At 49.2% G+C, this 17,413-nt stretch carries 16 protein-coding genes; 13 read left to right on the top strand and 3 right to left on the bottom strand.

Going from position 1 to position 17,413, the window contains the following annotated elements:
* The 4 genes from ACFOET_RS06785 to ACFOET_RS06800 all read left to right on the top strand — a co-directional run.
* Positions 1-382 (top strand): helix-turn-helix domain-containing protein (locus ACFOET_RS06785; RefSeq protein WP_379020894.1); only part of this gene is annotated, 382 nt, incomplete at its 5' end.
* Positions 383-1,076: 694 nt separating this feature from the next.
* Positions 1,077-4,097, top strand: coding sequence for a hypothetical protein (locus ACFOET_RS06790; RefSeq protein ID WP_379020896.1), 3,021 nt, complete (start codon positions 1,077-1,079; stop codon positions 4,095-4,097).
* 2 nt (positions 4,098-4,099) lie between these two features.
* Positions 4,100-7,690 (top strand): DUF6443 domain-containing protein, encoded by a 3,591-nt coding sequence (locus ACFOET_RS06795; RefSeq protein WP_379020898.1) that lies wholly within the window; start codon positions 4,100-4,102, stop codon positions 7,688-7,690.
* Complete coding sequence (locus tag ACFOET_RS06800) at positions 7,680-8,198, top strand: hypothetical protein (RefSeq protein ID WP_379020900.1); 519 nt, start codon at positions 7,680-7,682, stop codon at positions 8,196-8,198. The genes ACFOET_RS06795 and ACFOET_RS06800 overlap by 11 nt, the downstream gene beginning before the upstream one ends.
* Before the next feature lie 52 nt (positions 8,199-8,250).
* Here ACFOET_RS06800 and ACFOET_RS06805 read toward each other — a convergent pair whose 3' ends face one another.
* Positions 8,251-8,583: a helix-turn-helix domain-containing protein gene (locus tag ACFOET_RS06805; protein WP_379020902.1), complete on the bottom strand. Its 333-nt coding sequence runs from the start codon at positions 8,581-8,583 to the stop codon at positions 8,251-8,253.
* A 154-nt stretch (positions 8,584-8,737) separates the two neighbouring features.
* Between ACFOET_RS06805 and ACFOET_RS06810 the strand changes: the two genes are divergently transcribed.
* The 6 genes from ACFOET_RS06810 (at position 8,738) to ACFOET_RS06835 (ending at position 13,762) form a co-directional block, all read left to right on the top strand.
* Positions 8,738-8,917 (top strand): SymE family type I addiction module toxin, encoded by a 180-nt coding sequence (locus ACFOET_RS06810; RefSeq protein WP_379020904.1) that lies wholly within the window; start codon positions 8,738-8,740, stop codon positions 8,915-8,917.
* Positions 8,910-10,526 carry a hypothetical protein gene (locus ACFOET_RS06815; protein ID WP_379020906.1) on the top strand — a complete coding sequence of 539 codons (1,617 nt, stop codon included), beginning with the start codon at positions 8,910-8,912 and terminating at the stop codon, positions 10,524-10,526. The genes ACFOET_RS06810 and ACFOET_RS06815 overlap by 8 nt, the downstream gene beginning before the upstream one ends.
* Positions 10,516-11,433 carry a tyrosine-type recombinase/integrase gene (locus tag ACFOET_RS06820; protein WP_379020908.1) on the top strand — a complete coding sequence of 306 codons (918 nt, stop codon included), beginning with the start codon at positions 10,516-10,518 and terminating at the stop codon, positions 11,431-11,433. The genes ACFOET_RS06815 and ACFOET_RS06820 overlap by 11 nt, the downstream gene beginning before the upstream one ends.
* 12 nt (positions 11,434-11,445) lie before the next feature.
* Positions 11,446-12,309: a tyrosine-type recombinase/integrase gene (locus ACFOET_RS06825; RefSeq protein ID WP_379020910.1), complete on the top strand. Its 864-nt coding sequence runs from the start codon at positions 11,446-11,448 to the stop codon at positions 12,307-12,309.
* 344 nt (positions 12,310-12,653) lie between these two features.
* Entirely contained in the window at positions 12,654-12,797 is a 144-nt protein-coding gene (locus ACFOET_RS06830; RefSeq protein ID WP_379020912.1) for a hypothetical protein, read from the top strand.
* 275 nt (positions 12,798-13,072) lie between these two features.
* Positions 13,073-13,762, top strand: coding sequence for a hypothetical protein (locus ACFOET_RS06835; protein WP_379020914.1), 690 nt, complete (start codon positions 13,073-13,075; stop codon positions 13,760-13,762).
* 203 nt (positions 13,763-13,965) lie between these two features.
* Here ACFOET_RS06835 and ACFOET_RS06840 read toward each other — a convergent pair whose 3' ends face one another.
* Complete coding sequence (locus ACFOET_RS06840; RefSeq protein WP_379020916.1) at positions 13,966-14,151, bottom strand: hypothetical protein; 186 nt, start codon at positions 14,149-14,151, stop codon at positions 13,966-13,968.
* Between the two features lie 67 nt (positions 14,152-14,218).
* Positions 14,219-14,521 carry a helix-turn-helix domain-containing protein gene (locus tag ACFOET_RS06845; protein ID WP_379020918.1) on the bottom strand — a complete coding sequence of 101 codons (303 nt, stop codon included), beginning with the start codon at positions 14,519-14,521 and terminating at the stop codon, positions 14,219-14,221.
* 491 nt (positions 14,522-15,012) lie between these two features.
* Between ACFOET_RS06845 and ACFOET_RS06850 the strand changes: the two genes are divergently transcribed.
* From ACFOET_RS06850 to ACFOET_RS06860, 3 genes are read left to right on the top strand one after another with little or no spacing between them, the layout of a single operon-like run.
* A complete protein-coding gene (locus ACFOET_RS06850) occupies positions 15,013-15,435 on the top strand; it encodes a prepilin-type N-terminal cleavage/methylation domain-containing protein (RefSeq protein WP_379020920.1) in 423 nt (140 codons plus the stop codon).
* A 4-nt stretch (positions 15,436-15,439) separates the two neighbouring features.
* Positions 15,440-15,946 (top strand): hypothetical protein, encoded by a 507-nt coding sequence (locus tag ACFOET_RS06855; protein WP_379020922.1) that lies wholly within the window; start codon positions 15,440-15,442, stop codon positions 15,944-15,946.
* A 16-nt stretch (positions 15,947-15,962) separates the two neighbouring features.
* Complete coding sequence (locus tag ACFOET_RS06860) at positions 15,963-17,390, top strand: GspE/PulE family protein (protein ID WP_379020924.1); 1,428 nt, start codon at positions 15,963-15,965, stop codon at positions 17,388-17,390.
* The last annotated feature ends 23 nt before the right edge of the window (positions 17,391-17,413 follow it).

Here is a 17,413-nt window from a genome sequence, read left to right on the forward strand (position 1 = left end):
CATCCGGACAAACCTTATCAGGTTCCGTGCCGAAAAGCGGTATTCTCAGCGTGAGATAGCGCAAGTATTATCCATTTCACAACCTTCTTACAATCAGATGGAGACCGGACACACTCGAGTTGCCGCGAGCCAATTATACGCTTTGGCCAACTTTTACGGCATCTCGGTCCAGCTTTTCTATGTAGAGAACCCAACGCTAAACGGCGATTGCGAAAGGCTAAGCGAGGCGAAGAAGGCGCTGCAGGAACAGGTTGCAATCTATCAAGCAGCCATGGAAATCTATCAAAGGCGATTCAAAGAGCTGGAAAGCAGGAAGCTGAACCGCGAAGCCAAGCGTAGTCTGCTTAAGATCGGACGGACGGTGAAAAATGCCAAGCGGTAGCTCCAGCATGGGCCGTGAAGCAATAGGCACAGCCTATCACATTTATAGCCCAAACACAACAGCTGCCAGCCATGCCTTGTGTAACTTTGACGGGTTTCGGAAGCGGAGCTCGCGGTGGAGGAGCGTGATTCTTTTCCTGTTCAAACACAATGGGTACGGACCAGGTGCGTATGTCGTGCGGAATACACGGATGGAAAGGGGATGGCTTCGGAGCTTGGTACTAGCTCAGAGCGAGCTTCTATTGGACTCGTTCTGCTCCGACCAAACCAAGGTACGACTGAGTCCAAACCAAGACCAGACTAAGGGTAGACTGAGCTCCGAAGCCGTACCAATGCCCGAGCTCCCTGGAAGCCTCTTTGCAGTTAGGGATAAACCAATATCAGCCACTAAAGGCCGAACCATTGAAGGAGTCATCGTAAACAATGAGCACGCGCATTCGAACGGTCACGGCCTCTTTTTCGGCAAGATGATAGGCACAGCCTATCAACTTTATAGGCCATGCCTATCAAATTTATAGCCTAGATGAGGTAGGTATAGTCCGTACTTTGCTTAGCTTTATCCCGTTGGAAGCAGCGCGAAATTTGCTGCAAAACATCTATTAGAGCTATGATTCGAACTGCAAACACCCGCCCAAGTTGAAAGGGAAATTGCGATTAGGTCAATAAGATTACAAACTAAAAAAACTATGAAATAAATGAAGACATTATTTTTATCTGGATCTTTTATCATAGCCATTTTATTTGGGTATTCACAAGAAATTCCTTCATCTCCAGAAGTTGAGAAATTGTTCAAATTCATGCACCACCCGACAGACCTCTTTACAGGCCTGCCAAAAATTGGCATTGATCTGTTCGATGTAAGTGTACAGGATATACATGTACCTATAAGCTTAAGCTATAATTATTCTGGCTATAAACCAGGTGAATATGATGGAAAGGTAGGGTTGGGGTGGATACTGGATCAAGGTGGGGTGGTATCACGCACGATACACGGCCTGCCGGATGATTTGGCAACGTATGGGCAGCTCAACACCTATAATCCCATCTTCGATGTTACCACTTTGCATTCAAGGACGAAATACCAGGAGTTCGAGTATCTCAAAGAAGTAGTTGAAGGTGAGAAGGACATTGAGTATGATATATTTAATTACAGTGTGGCCGGAGAATCGAATTCTTTTATAATGAAGAAGAACGGTGCTCAAGTGGAAATCATTAAATTAAATGAAGACAATAGTATAAAAGTGACACCGATCTTTCAATCGCAAACACAAGACATCAGGGGCTTCGAGATAATAGACAGGAGAGGAAACAAATACCTTTATGGTATAGGGCGAGCAAACGAAAATGTTTCAGAACTCGAAAACAGTTCAATAAGTCAACAAAAAACCTCGTGGTTTTTGACGAGAATCGTGGATAAAAACTCAATAGATACAGTCTATTTTGACTACGGTCCTTTGCGGCAGGTTATTGCTAGCGATTTCTACACAAACAGAAACAGGGTTATGTACCATGTCGAAATGGGTTATGCCTGTATACCTTTAAGTGGAGCACAAGGGGAAGCTTATGTGGATTTAACCCGAAACAATCATTATACCAGATTCCTGAACAAAATATCTTTCAGGGGTGGTAGTGTGGATTTTTCCTATGACGGGCGGTATCTGTCAAAAATGCTGGTTACGAATTACATGAATGATACGGTCCGGAATCTCACTTTCCACTATTCCGCCCTTACCCCCGGGCATTACTACAGAAAATTGGACAGCATCTCTCAGCCGAACGGTAAACGTCATATTTTTGGCTATCATCTGCCCGGAAGTAGCTTCCAGGCTGTTCAACCCGGCAACATGGGGCGGGATTGGCTGGGGTATTATAACGGTTTATCGACATTTCAGCATCCTACCATTGGTAATAATGGTACCTTATTAGGCGACGCCAGGCGTGTAAGCCATGAGCATACTAAGTTTTTTGCATTGAACCGCATCTACTATCCGACTCAGGGCTATTGCGAATTGGAGTGGGAAAACAACAGGGGAAGAATTAATTCCCAAATCGTACCGGTCCCGGGGCTGAGGGTAAAGGCTATGAAGTACGTTCCGGTTACCGGAAAAAATATGACCGAGGAATATAAATACGGGCCGAATGAGGATGGGACGGGAGAAATAGTGGTACCTTACGCTTCCGAGGTCGTTCTAAACCTGAACTCATCGGTGTATCTGACGGGTAAAAGTTTATATTATGGCGGAGATAGTGGTCCAAATTGCCCCCCGTATTACTATAAAGAAATCTTGTCCGGTTCGGTTTATCTGCCAACCAATAGGAACCTTTCGGGAAATATCTACTATCGACACGTCAATAAGTACATGAAAAATGAGTTGGGCGCGCCATTAGGTAAAGAGTCCTATGAATATATCGTACCCACATATTACCAGGATGTGGCAAGGAACCAATATTTTGCGAGGTACTGGTTTAATGCTCCGATCCGGCCTAGATCGAATTATGACTTCCCGTTTGGGGAATCCATCATCACCGGGAACAGTGTTGTGGGTCAACTACGGTCGAAAATCACCTATAAAGGCAATCCCGGCGGGTATAGCAGGGTGCGTCGTGAAACCTTTTCATACGAGCCAAGCGATGTTCGGGATATCAGCTACCTTAAAACAGCGAGACTGGCAACCTATGGGGGGTGTACAAGTGGTGTTTTTGATGATAATCATCTGGATACTGAGCGTCGCATTGCCCAGGAGATTTCTTTAGGACATTTAGAGACGGAGGTTCTAGGTTGGAATTACGACTGCCAGCAGTTTCTTTTAGCGCCATTTTATGCATACAAGCAGTATGCGATACGTTCGGTTAGGTCCAGGCTGTCAAGAAAAGACATCGTTGAATATTTTCACGGTGACAGTACTGTAAGAGAGGAGAACTATGATTACCACCCGAAGACCCTTTTGCCTGCGTCCATATCGGAGGCTTTCCAGTTAAGTAACAATCTGATGGCCATAAAATCGGTTCGCTATGATTATCCGGCAGGCATATTCGGCTTTTCGCGTTTTTTGCAGTCTGGCTATTCGGCCGTAAACGCAACCTTGACAAACATGAACTTCTACGAAAGTATTGTTTCATCCAGCAGTTTAGTGTCCAACTATTCTCAAGAGGCCGCAATGAATGGCACAAATTCGTCGGATTACGCGGAATATGGCCTGTTTAATTCGGGTTTAATCCTTAGAAAATATGTTTACACAATAGATGACAAATCGGATCAAATCACTTCCACCTATTACGAAAATTCAGTCCGCAATTTAACGGAATTTTTGCGGTACGACAATTACGGTAATCCACTGGAAATAAAAGAAAGAGATCAAACCACCACAACGTTACTCTGGGGCTATAGGGGCCTTTATCCGATTGCAAAAATAGAAAATGCAACTTACTCAGGTGTCGTAGCGGTTTTGGGACAAACCCTGGTCAATTCGCTAAGCACCGCTTCGTTGACAGACGACATGGTACGAAATATGATATCAACATTGCGTAACCATCCTTCCATGACATCAGCCATGGTCAGCACATATACCTACAAACCACTGGTAGGGATGACCAGTATGACAGATCCCCGCGGTATTACCGAATATTACCAGTACGATGGATTGCAGCGACTGAAGGATGTTTTGGATTTTGAACATAATGTATTGAGAAATTACCAATATCACTTTAAGCAATAGTTATGATGGTATTAAGAGTATCAGCGGCTGTGCTGTTTTTCGTATCTTGGAACCTATATGCCCAAGGGCAGCAAGATGAACTCGTTTTGGGTAGTTACAATGGCCAAAACAGCATCACGGCTTTGAAGAGCGTCACATTGGTCAATGGATTCCACATCCCCCAAGGCAATAACGTTACTATTTCAATCTTGAGCGTTCCTTACGTAGGAAGTTCGCCGAGCAACGGCCAGAATTTTATCCGCACTCGGATGTTCCGGAAGTCGGTCAAAATTAATGAACTGGACCACTTACGGACGATCGACGAAGAAAGTCAAACTATCCAGTATTTTGACGGACTTGGGAGACCCATTCAAACGGTCGAACTGAAAGCCAGTCCAGAATTTAAAGATATCGTTCAGCACATCGAATACGACAGCTTCGGCCGGGAGGCAGTCAGTTACCTTCCCTATGCGGAGCAAACCGGTGATAACGGAAGCTATAAGACGACCGCTAAAGCCAATCAGCTGAGCTATTACGCATCATCCGGAAGCTGGGATAACCATGTTAAGAAGACAAGTACACCCTTTGCTGTGACCGTTTTCGAAAGCAGCCCATTACAACGCGTGTTGGAACAAGGCGCACCAGGGTCGGTATGGCAACCTTCATCGGGTCGTACGGCTGCAACTGGCCGGACAACGGTAACTGATGACAAAACCAATACTACAGGTGAAGTGCGGTGCTGGTATCTTGTTTCCGGTGGTGCTTCTGGCCAATATTTTTATCAACCAAACACACTTTACAAAACCATTACCAAGGACGAGAATTGGCTAAATGGAAAATCTGGCACTGTTGAGGAATATAAAGACTTCCATAATCGGATAATCCTGAGGCGTGTATGGGAGAATGAAACCAAAGCTCTGAATACATACTACGTATATGACGATTTTGGAGACCTCCGGTACGTGATACCGCCAGCGGTGTCAGCGACCAGCTTCACAGAGGGCGATGCTGCCTTCACTAATTACATTTATGCCTATAAATATGATGGCCGGCGCCGGGTTGTCGAGAAAAAGATACCGGGCAAAGGGTGGGAGCACATTGTTTATAACAAGAACGACCAACCGGTACTGACGCAGGATGCCAACCAGCGGGCGATGGCAAGCAGGCAGTGGCTGTATACGAAGTACGATGCCTTCGGCAGGGTTGTGGAGACCGGCGTTTTCACATCGAATTCCACACGGGTAAGCCTTCAGGCTGCCTTGGATAACGAGGCGAATACGGCACTCTGGGAGACACGGACGGGAGCAGATTATACCAATGTAAGCTATCCACGAAGCTCAAAAAGCGTACGGACGGTCAGCTATTACGATGGCTACACGTTCAACGGGGCGTCCACGGCAGGGCTGCAGCCATCAGGCGTCACGCGCAGCCAGAAGGTGAAATCACTGCTGACGGGCACGCGGGTGTTCCGGACTGACGGTACAGCGCCGCTGCTGACCATTCACTACTACGATGACCGCGGCCGGTTAATCCAGGTGGCTTCGCAGAACCAGCTTGGGGGCACTGATTACGTGACCAACACTTACAGTTTTGTTGGGGAGCTGCTTACCAGCAGGCGGGAGCACAAAGCCTCGGCCGGCGGAGCGGTGACGTCCATCCTGACAACAAACAGGTACGACCACGCGGGCCGGTTGGTGGAGACCCGCAAAAAGGTGAACAGCCAGCCGGAGATCGTGCAGAGCAGGCTTTCCTACAATGAAATCGGCCAGCTGAAACAGAAAGACCTGCACGTAAGCGGGAGCAGTGCCGTGCAGGAAGCCGCTTATTCATATAATGAACGGGGCTGGCTGACCGGCATCAACAATCCCGGCAGCGTGACGGACAAACGGCGGTTCGGCATGACGCTGAATTATGCCAACAGGGCATCCGCCTACAACGGCAACATCGGCTCGTCGGTCTGGAACACCAAAGTGCATGGCTCTCAGCCGCAGACGCCTGTGCAGACCTATACGTACGACTATGATCCACTGAACCGCCTGAAGAAAGCAGCGTACAGTGCTACAGGCAAGGTGAACTTCTTCAACGAGGAGCTGGCCTATGACAACATGGGCAATATCGATACGCTTCGGCGCACCGGGGGCAGCACGGGTTGGTCCAACCACTTCAAGTACCGCTATGCGGGGAACCGGCTGGAGAGCGTTGCCGACGCGGGATCGTCGGCGATGAACAACAGCTATACGTATGACGCAAACGGCAACGCAATTAGCAATTTGCGTCTGGGCATCACGAAAATCGAATACAATTTCCTAGATTTACCCGATAAGTATACCAAAGGTTCGCAGAGCCTGCAGTATACCTATGATGCCACGGGGCGGAAGCTGACCAAACAGCTTGGCAGTTCGGTTACGCAGTACGTGGACGGCATCCAGTACAGGGACGGTACCATCGAGTTCATCCAGACCGAAGATGGCCGGATAGTGCCCAACGGGAGTTCTTTCACTTACGAATATTTCCTGAAGGACCATCTCGGGAACGTGCGCGCAGTGGTTGACCAAACCGGGGCGGTGAAACAGATCCAGGACTACTATCCGTTCGGCATGGAGATGAACCCGGGGAACGCGTATTCGGCCTCTCCGATCAACCTGTACAAGTATAACGGGAAGGAAAAGCAGGTGGAGCTGGGGTTAGATCAGCTGGATTACGGGGCTAGGTTCTACGATGCGGAGATAGGCCGGTGGAGCGCGGTGGATCCATTGGCGGAGATGTATTCTTCGTATTCTCCTTATGCCTATGTAGGAAACGATCCCATCCTTTTCCACGACCCTAACGGCATGTACCGTGTGGATGCAAATGGTAATATAACCATAGATGATCCCGATGAAATTTCTTCGTTCTTCAATTATCTGAACAATAGCAGTGGCGCATCTATAAATGATATGTCAAACCATATCATCAGCGCCGGTAATGGCTTTAGCTGGGAATTGGACGCAGTTACCGTAACAGGAAGAAGCTCTTTCGAGAGCGGTGGATGGCTCAGTGATGCACAGGGACGGGTGAGTGATGCTGTTGGTTTAATGGGCAACATTAACTCTGTTACAACCTCTCACTTTGGATTTGATGGAACGAAATCAGCTTTGGATATTGGAGGCGCTCTTTATGGCGGCGCTGGAATACTAATGAGTCCTTCTGGTTATTGGCTGGGTAAAAATGGTAAGTATTATAATAGCTCATGGGGAGGGAATCAATATACAGGAGGGCGTTCAGGGGCGTATAGGGCTGCTGGCATGTATAAATGGGCAGGTAGGGCTACGGTTGCAGCAAGTGTGGTCGTTGGAGGAATTGAGACCTATAGAGGATATCAGATGGACGGGGGGACGTTCGGATATAACGCACAATTGGCATCTGGGAAAATGGCAGGTGCATTAGCAGGCGCTTGGTTAGGAGCAAAGGCAGGATCTCTTGCCGGTGGAGCTGTTGGTTCAGCTTTTTTTGGAGTGGGTGCTATTCCCGGAGCATTAATAGGAGGGATTAGTGGCGTCATAGGAGGTTTTGCTGGAGGATACTATGGTGCCGAATGGGCCGGGCAGGCAGTAAATCATTATCATGGAAGATAATATTGTGGATAAAATTGAAAGCTACTTAAATATTGTTCATTATTGCCTTTATAAGGCTGAATATAGATTACATCTTTTATTTAATAAAATCAATCCTGCATGGCTTTTGATCTGGCTTTTGATGAAGATTCCTTTTATTAAAAAGAGATATGAAAAAATGGGAGTAACTCGTCAGAGTATCAGTAGAGATAACAACAACGTGTGGGGAGACAAGCGGTTCGGCCTTAGTACTGTAGCTGCCGGTGGTTTTCTTTGGGGCGGTTTGGCTCTCTTCTTTTTTTCGGTTCTGATGATGTTGAAGGTAAGCATATCCACACCGCTTATAATAGGCTGTGGGGTCGGCTCTGGCCTGATCTGTTATGTATTTGTTTTCAGGCAGGATAAATACATAAAATACTTTGACAGATATGAAAAGTGGTCTAAACAGGAAAAGCGTAAATATGGCTGGTTGACCGTGGGGTCAATACTTTTTGTCCTGTTCTCCTTTTATCTTTGTCTGGTACTCTGATGTCGGAGAATAAATAAAAGCAACCGCCCAATCTTTCACCGGATTGGGCTTTTTACTTTAGTATCGCCTGCATCTTGTTCTTTGCGAGGAACGCGTCGAGCAGTGCGAACACGTGCTGCTTTTCGCCCTCCTCAAGCTGTTCGATATCCTGTATCCTTTCCACCGTCCGGCGGTCGAAGGCTGCGCTGCTGGCCTCACCTGCGAGGTAGTCGAGCGTTACGCCCAGTGCCGAAGCGATCTTCTTGGCCGCCTCGATGGAGGGTACGGCCTCACCACGCTCGTACTTGCCGATCATCTCCCTGGACACGCCGCTCTTCTTTGCCAGATCGCCCTGCGACCATCCCTTTTCCTTTCTGAGTGTTATAATGATGTTGCCTGTTTCCATAGCCTATAATCCGTAAAAGTGTACAATAATCACCTGTTATCACAAAAATACGTAAATAAAGTGCATAAAAAAATCACATAGTTCTTGTTGGTATTGGTAATATACTTTACATTTGTGTCTGATAGTTCCATATAAAGAAAAATAAAAAAATATTATGGCGGCACAGAAAAGAAAGACAACACTGCAGAAACGCTACCGTTACGGCGACGGCAAAGTCGTTCCCGAACTGCGCCTATCGGGCGTATGGCTGGAGGAAATAGGCTTTACCGGTGGCAAGAAAGTGGATGTCAGGATCAGCAGGGGCAAACTTGTAATCACGGCCAGCAATGGGTAGACTGGTCACGGATAACCCCGAACTTCTGCTGTACACCGAAGGTACATTCCATGTGACGGTACTGGGCGGCATCAAGCTGACGGGGCTTGACCGCCTGCGCGTGACGCTTAAGATCACGCTGACGGGCAAAACGGAGAAAACGTACCGGCATAACCTTGACCTGTATAACGGCATCCAGTGCGGGCAACTGGTGGAACGTACGGCAGAGGTATTGGACCGCACGGAATCAGAGGTTACGGCACTGATCGGCAACCTGGCCACCGCGCTTGAAAACTACCGCAGTGAGCGGCTGGAGGAGATGAAGCCCAAGCAGGCAGAAAAGAAAGAGCTGACCGAAAGCGAGCGCAAAGAGGCCTTGAAGTTCCTGAAATCCAGCAACCTTATCCAAAAGACCAAAGAAGCGATAGCAGCCAGTGGGGTGATCGGTGAGGAAACCAATGCGCTGATCGCCTACCTGACCTATACCAGTAGAAAACGCCACGTTCCATTGCACCTGATGTGCCTGGGTGCGAGCGGTACGGGCAAGACTTGGCTGCAGGAAAAGGTGAGCGAACTGATGCCGGAGGAGGACAAGCTGGAGATCACGACTTTGTCGAGCAATGCCTTCTACTACTTCGGCCGTGAGGAGCTCAAGCACAAGCTGCTGCTGATCGAAGACCTTGACGGAGCGGAATCGGTGCTTTACCCGCTGCGCGAACTGCAGAGCAAGCGGCGTATATCCAAGACGGTGACATTGAAGGACAACAAGGGCAACCTAAAAACGGTGACGCTGAACGTAGAAGGTCCGGTATGCGTATCGGGCTGTACGACGCGGGAAAAATTGTACGAGGACAATGCCAACCGCTGTATACTGCTCTACATGGACGGCAGCAGCGAGCAGGATAATAAGATCATGGACTACCAGCGCAGGCTGAGCGCCGGGCTGGTGGATGAAGCCGCACAGCAGAAAATAAAGCATACGATAAAGAACGTGCAGCGGATGTTAAGGCCGGTCAGCGTGCGCAATCCGTACGCCACCTACCTGCAGTTGCCTGAGGCCGTTTTCAAGCCCAGGCGTACGATGCTGCTGCTTTTATTGTTTACCGAAACGGTGACATACTACCACCAGTACCAGCGGCAGCTGCAAACGGACGAGGCCACGGGCGAGCAGTACATCGAGAGTACGCCGGAAGATATCGAAACGGCCTTTACATTGCTGGAGACCACGCTATTGAAAAAGAGCGACGAGCTGAGCGATGCGTGCCGGGGCTTCTTTGAAAAGCTGAAAGCGTACCTCAAGGAACTGGACACCGACACCTTTCATAGCCGGGATGTGCGCACCTCGCTGCGCATCCATCCGAGCAACCTGAAACGCTATCTTAACGAGCTTGACCGTATGGGGCATATCCGTATCGTCAAGGGCAACCGCTACAGAGGTTTTGAATATAAAGTGCAGCAATGGCAGGACATGGAGGATCTGGAAGGCAGCACGCGTACATTGATCGAGGGTGTACTGGAGCAGGTCAGATCGCTTTCAGTGGACCGTAGTCCATCAGTGGACCAACCGGCAAATGGACCACTCAACGTGCAGAAAACCAGCGGGAAAGGAGCAGTGGTCCATGGCAGGTGAAAAATACAAGGCAACGGACTTTTACAGACAGCTGGATCCGCTGTACAAAAGACTGGTGGCGGGCTTTGCTGACTGGCAGCGGATACTGAACTACGAGAAGAGCAGCCAGAGGGATATGCCCAAGATGATAGCGGAGTTCCTAAGCTACATGCAAAATAACGGTATCACCGATCCATCCCATATAACAGAAGGCCACCTACAGAACTATTACAGCTACCTCGAACAAAGACCCAATAAACTAAGGGGCGGCTCGATATCAAAGAACTACATCCGCAAGCACCTGCAGGCGATCAGGCGGTTTGCCCGCTACCTCGGCGAGAGCGGCCACGGAAGCTTTGTGGTAAACATCAAGCTGACGGGCAGGAGCAGCAACGTCAAGGATATCCTGTTGCCCATCGAGATCAGCGAACTTTACGAGCATACCACGGACGACCCGCTGGGCTACCGGGACCGTGCGATGCTGGCACTGTACTACGGATGTGGCCTGCGCAAACAGGAGGGGCTATCGCTGGACGTAGAGGACGTACAGCTGGAAAAGGAACTTCTGCTGGTCAGAAAGGGCAAGGGGTATAAAGCCCGTTACATCCCGCTAAGTAAGCAGAACCTAAAATACCTATCGGACTACCTGCTGTACGGCCGTCCGTACCTGAACCCGGGCAAAAACGAAAAGGCCTTCCTGCTGGGTGTCACCGGCAAACGCTATACCGATGCGTTCGGGCGGATCCAGCTACTCCGTCACCGTGCCGGTATAGCCAGACCGATCGGCGTGCACACCCTGCGCCATAGCATTGCGACCCATCTGCTACAGTCCGGTATGCAACTGGAACATATCCAGCGGTTCCTTGGCCACAGCAGCCTTGAATCCACGCAGATCTACACGCATATCGTAGCGGAAAGTCAGAAATAAAAGATCAACAACATGGAAAACGGGTTCGGAGCATACCTAAAGAGCGAAAAGCTAAAGGATACCACCATAGAGCAGCACGTGCGGCAGGTCCGCTACTTCCTCTGCTGGCTGGCGGACAGCTACCTGCTGTTGGCCGAAGTCGGCCAGCCCGAAATACTCCGCTATATCGATTGCCTTTGGAGCGAAGGGCGTACGGCCGGTCAGATCAACCGAGCGCTGCTGTCGCTGCGCTACTGGTTTGGCTACCTGAACAAAACGGGCTCTGTACAGGGTAATCCGGCATCGGGCCTGCGGGTCAAGGGGGCGGTAAGGAGTATCCCTACGGGCTTGTTGGAAAAAAATGAACTTGACCATCTTTACGATAGCTATACCGCAAAAGACGATCGTACCCACCGTAACAAAACAATACTGGGGCTATTGGTCTATCAGGCATTGACACTGGAGGAACTGGAAACCCTGCGGCCTGAAAACCTAAAACTACGTGAGGGCAAGATCACCATACCCGAAACGACCAACAATGCCGGCCGTACCCTCGATCTGAAACCCTTTCAGATCCTCGACCTGCAGGAATACCTACTGGTGATCCGTCCGAGGATACAGCAAAGATCAGAAAGATTGTTCACAGGCCGTAATGACCTTGAAGACCTCAAGAACACGTTATTGCACCTATGCCACGCCCTTAGAAGGATCAATCCCAAGGTCAAGCACGCTACACAGATCCGGCAGAGCGTGATCACCGAATGGCTGAAGGAGAAGGGACTTCGTCAGGTGCAGTATATGGCCGGCCACCGCTATGTGAGCAGCACCGAACGCTACCTGACCACCAACCTTGAAGACCTACGGGATGCATTGAACAAACATCACCCTTTGAAATAAATAATCCCACCGCACGGCTGACCCTTCTGCACCGTGGCGGCGGAAACCCTTCACCGTCCAACCTGACGGCACATTGTTGCCTTTCCCCCGCTAAACCACCCTCACGGCACCAAAGAGCCGTCGCAAAGTCCAGTTCCACCGCCCCGGATGCCCAAAGCTAAGTAACATAATGGGTCATTATAGGCCTGAAGGCAGCTATAATGCCGTTATATTAAATAGCCCCACGGCGTACGCTCATTTGCACACCTCCCTCCGGTCAGGCAGTGTGCCGGCCTGCGGCAGCATAGCCTGCCCCGCTCTGCGGGGCACTTGTATATTGGGGAATCTTCCATTCCCCAAACCCCTTGGGACCCTTCAGGCGCCGGAATATGCCCCACGAGGCCACCGCACATACCGAAGCCCATTCCGTCACCGGAAGGTTTGCCTTCCTGCGCCCGATGTCGTCAGGGGTTCGGGGAGATCATCTGTTAGGCCACCAGGAGCAGTAGAAGGACGGCCTGTCAAGGGAACGTGGAATAAAGCGGAGTGAAACGAGCATTTATGCCGCGAAAGCCCTTTACCGGCCGGATCCTTCGGAGGCTACCTTTGCTGTAACAGACGATCAACCAAACCATAAAATACCGCTTGCACAATCCGCTGAAAACATTATCTTTGGGTTGGAAAAGTTCTTTGAGAAAACCGATCTGGGAGTGCCAGCGAGTTCGAGAAACAGCGGAAAAGTTGCGGAAGACAGTACGATTACGGCGCTAGGTTCTATGACCCGGTGATAGGCAGGTGGGGCACCATCGACCCGAAGGCCGAACTGGGCAGGCGATGGTCACCTTATGCCTATGCGTTTGACAACCCGATGCGGTTCATTGACCCGGACGGGCAATGGCCCTGGCCTGCAAGCTATAACCCTTTTGCCCGTGTGCAAGCGGTTTACAACCGGTTTTTTGGTGATGTAAGAACTACGACCGATAACACTACGGCAGCCGTTGTGCAGACAACCAAGGAAACAGGTCAGGCTATTCAGCAATGGACGGTTGAAAACAAACAAGGCCTTCTTGCCTCGGCGGAAGCCATGCAGGTTGTTGGGGATAATACGGCAACAGCAGGAGCAGCTATGGCGGTAGTCGGAGCACCGGTGGCTGGTGTAGGTGCTGCTCCCGGGGCTATAGTTGCCACAGCAGGCAAATTAACATCTGTAACTGGATTAGTATTGGAAGTAGGTGTAGAGTTGATTGCTGGGAGTGAGAAAAATGCAGCAATCACTGCTGGTAACGAGGTGGTACATGAGGTCGTAGAGCGCATTGGTTCAAAAGCAGTAGACAAAATATCTCCGGTTCCAGTGCAAGGTCTTTCAAAAGAGATTCAAAGTGCAACGAAACACCTTATGAGTATCATACAAGGAACGGCGAAAAAAGAAACAGATAACTTTGTGGAAAGGTTAAAAGAAGAAGAGAAAAAATAGATGTATGGATTATAAGCGCTTTTTTATAGGGTTGGTTTTTCTATTAGCAGGATACTTGGTGTATCGATACCTTATTAAAGGCCAGCCACCGGCCTCCGCCGAAACAAACTGGGAAGGTCCGACACCGGCAAACTATGTTGGTCTTTGGGGTGGTGTGATTATGTGTCTGATGTGCGGGATAGTGTTTATTCTTAGATCGTTACCTATATAAAATTTGGTGTCATGGATAACGGCTTTTTGATGATACTCTCATCGTTGGCAATTGTTGCTTTGGGGATTATGGCAAAATACTCTTCCGGGGAGGACGGTTGGAAGCCTTTGAAAAAATATTGGTTGTTCTTTGTCCTGCTTGCCTTGATTTCATTGGCTATCGGAATATACAGATCCATGGTGTAAAGCTATGGGAGCATTCCATTGATATTATTTGCAGCCCGGCCATCGCGCCGGGCTTTTTCGTTACTGTGCGTATGCCTTCCTTGCCTTGAAGTCTCGTATGAGCGCATCGATGACAAGGAATACCTGCTTCCTGTCCTCTTCCGGCATGACGGTGATATCCCTTATCCTGCCGAGCGCGGCATTGTCCAGCTCGGTGTCGGTCTTGCCGGAGAGGTAGTCGAGCGACACGCCGAGTGCATCGGCGAGCCTTGATGCGACCTCGACGGATGGCGTCACCTCGTCGCGTTCGTAGCGTCCGATGATATCGCCGGAGGTTCCCACTTCCTTGCCCAGATCGCCCTGCGACAGCTTCTTTGACGCCAATGGTATGTACCGTGTAGACGCAAATGGGAATATTACTATTGATGATCCTGATGAGATTTCCAGTTTTATGAGCTATATGAACAGCAATAGTAACGTATCAATGTCCGATATGTCGAATCATGCAATCAGTGCGGGAAATAGCCAGCTTGGATGCCACTTCCACGGAAGGCGTAACCTCGTCACTGAGACTGGTTGAATTTCTGGACAAATATAGCCCTCTAACTAAACATAGTGTTTTAACATTTATAAAGAGCACTTCCCAAAACGAGCATTAGATTTCAAACAAATGTACAGGTGTCTGAAGGTCACTTAGCCAAACCCAGCCGTTTCGATTGCGCCGGGTTTTTTTGCATTACTTGAGTATCGCCTGCATCTTGCCGTTTGCGAGGAACGCTTTGTGCTGAAAATGTAAAAATTCCTTGTAATAATAGCATGTACCGCTTAACTTTACGCTATCATGCGATAATTAGCATATGAAAATCAATAATGTTATGAAAAGACCGAAACCCCATCTGTTGCGCCGGAGATTGAAAGCGTTTTCCCTTACTGAGGTACTAGTCGTATTAGTAATCATTGGGATTATTATCCTGCTGGCATTGCCGAATCTGATGCCGCTTATTACCAAAGCTAAAAGCACTGAAGCAAAAGGGCAGTTGCAGCATGTGTACACCCTACAGAAAAACCAGTTTTATGAGCGTTCAACCTATAGCGCCGAGCTGTCCGATATCGGGTTCGAACAGGAAAGGTTGGTGACTGACGGCGGTCAGGCCAACTATCGAATTGAAATGGTACAGGCGGGTACGAGTGACTTCGTGGCGCGCGCCACGGCCGTTGTCGACTTCAATGGCAATGGGGTCTTCAATGTTTGGGAAATCGACCAAGACAAAAACCTTCGCGAGGTGACAAAAGATTGATACTATGCTATTGTGGGCAATAGTGATTGTGGTGCTTGCGGCTGTAGTTTGGCAGGATTTCAAGAACAGAGCGGTATACGTTTGGATATTTCCATTGCTTGCCGGATTAGCCGTGATACAATCGGTCATGCTTGGCGTTTTTTCGCTCGCCGCTACGGCCGCAAATTTAGCCATCATCGTGCTGCAGCTTTGCCTACTGAACCTACTGATGTATACCCGAACAAAAAAATGGCTGATGCACGGTGAACAATGGATAGGCTGGGGAGATATTGCTTTTTTCGCAGTATTGGCCTGCTGTTTCTCGACGGTCAACTTCGTGATTTTCCATGTGCTCAGCTTGCTAATTATCCTCGTAGGTGCATTGGTGGCAATGGCCTTTGGCCGATTTTCCGTGCATATCCCGCTGGCGGGCGGACAGGCGGCGCTGCTGGGGTTGTTACTGCTTGCTGATTACGGGCAGTGGGGCAGGCGGTTGTATATAGATCTTGATATGCTGGGGTTTGTCCAATAGAAAATTATTATCCGAAATGGAACATGAGCTTTGGGTAGATCCCGACGATTTGAAACTGGTGAGTGCGCAACAGGCCTGGCACTACCGTATCATCCCTCAGCGGCTTAACGGCCGCCTCATATGCTATACCGACCGGGAGGCAGACATACAACAAGCTAACGAAGAACTGGAAATGCTGACGGGCATGGAAGTAACTATGCAACTGCTGCCGCAAGGTACCATCTCCAAAAACTTAAACAAATACTATCTACAAGAGGAGGATAAGCCACGCTCCTCCGAAGGAGAAGCAGCCCTGGGTGCGTCGTCAGACTTCCTGTCCGAACTCATCGGGGAGGCGCGGCGGTTGAAGAGCAGCGATATACACCTTGAAATATACGAAGGTCGTTGTCGCGTGCGTATCCGTATCGACGGGCAAATGATCGAAAGATATCGATTGGATAAAACTGATTATCCTGCTGTTGTCAACAAGATTAAGATTTTATCAGGGCTGGATATTGCTGAAAAGCGTCTTCCACAGGATGGGCGGATCAATTTTTATAATGGGCAATACAAATTCGATATCCGTGTATCTGTTCTGCCGACACTGCATGGTGAGAAGGTGGTGATGCGGCTGCTCAATAATGACGCTACTAATATTTCGTTGGACACACTGGGGTTTTCCGAACAGGATTTACGGCACTACCTTGAAGGAGTGCAACGGCCAAACGGCATGGTATTGATCAGTGGGCCAACAGGATCAGGAAAGACAACAACGCTCTATGCTACATTGAAACTGCTCAACAGGGAGACACGTAATATACTCACCATCGAAGACCCCATCGAATACACGTTGGAAGGAATCAATCAGGTGCAGCTGAAGGAGAGTATTGGCCTTACCTTTGCATCGGCATTGCGCACGTTCCTCCGTCAGGACCCTGATATAATTATGGTGGGAGAGATTCGGGATGTCGACACTGCTTCGATGGCCATAAGGGCATCGCTTACAGGGCATCTGGTACTCTCAACTATTCATACCAATTCGGCATGGGGTACGGTTTCAAGGCTTATCGACATGGGTGTTCCGCCGTTTTTACTTGCCAATACGCTCAATACGACGGTAGCACAGCGTCTTATACGGCTGCTATGCCCGGTGTGCAAACGGGAGGCCGTTTTCGACAGAGGGCTTTATCCAAGAGGTTTTGTGCCGGCTAAGGCAATGAGCACCCATTATGTGGCCGGGGGGTGCGACCGCTGCCATCATACGGGGTACCGTGGACGGGCCGCAGTTTATGAAATTATCCCTATTGACCAGGAATTGGCAGGAAAGATCAAGCGGAATGAACACGACATTGGGGAGTATCTTGCGTCGAGAGGCATTGGCACATTGGCGGATAACGCTTTTGCACTGTTTGCAGATGGAAAAACATCCTTTGAAGAGATCTATCCGCTGCTTTTCAGTTTCTGAATGGAATCTGTCAAACTGCCAAG

The sequence above is a fragment of the Parapedobacter deserti genome, assembly GCF_042646065.1.
GTDB lineage: Bacteria > Bacteroidota > Bacteroidia > Sphingobacteriales > Sphingobacteriaceae > Parapedobacter > Parapedobacter deserti.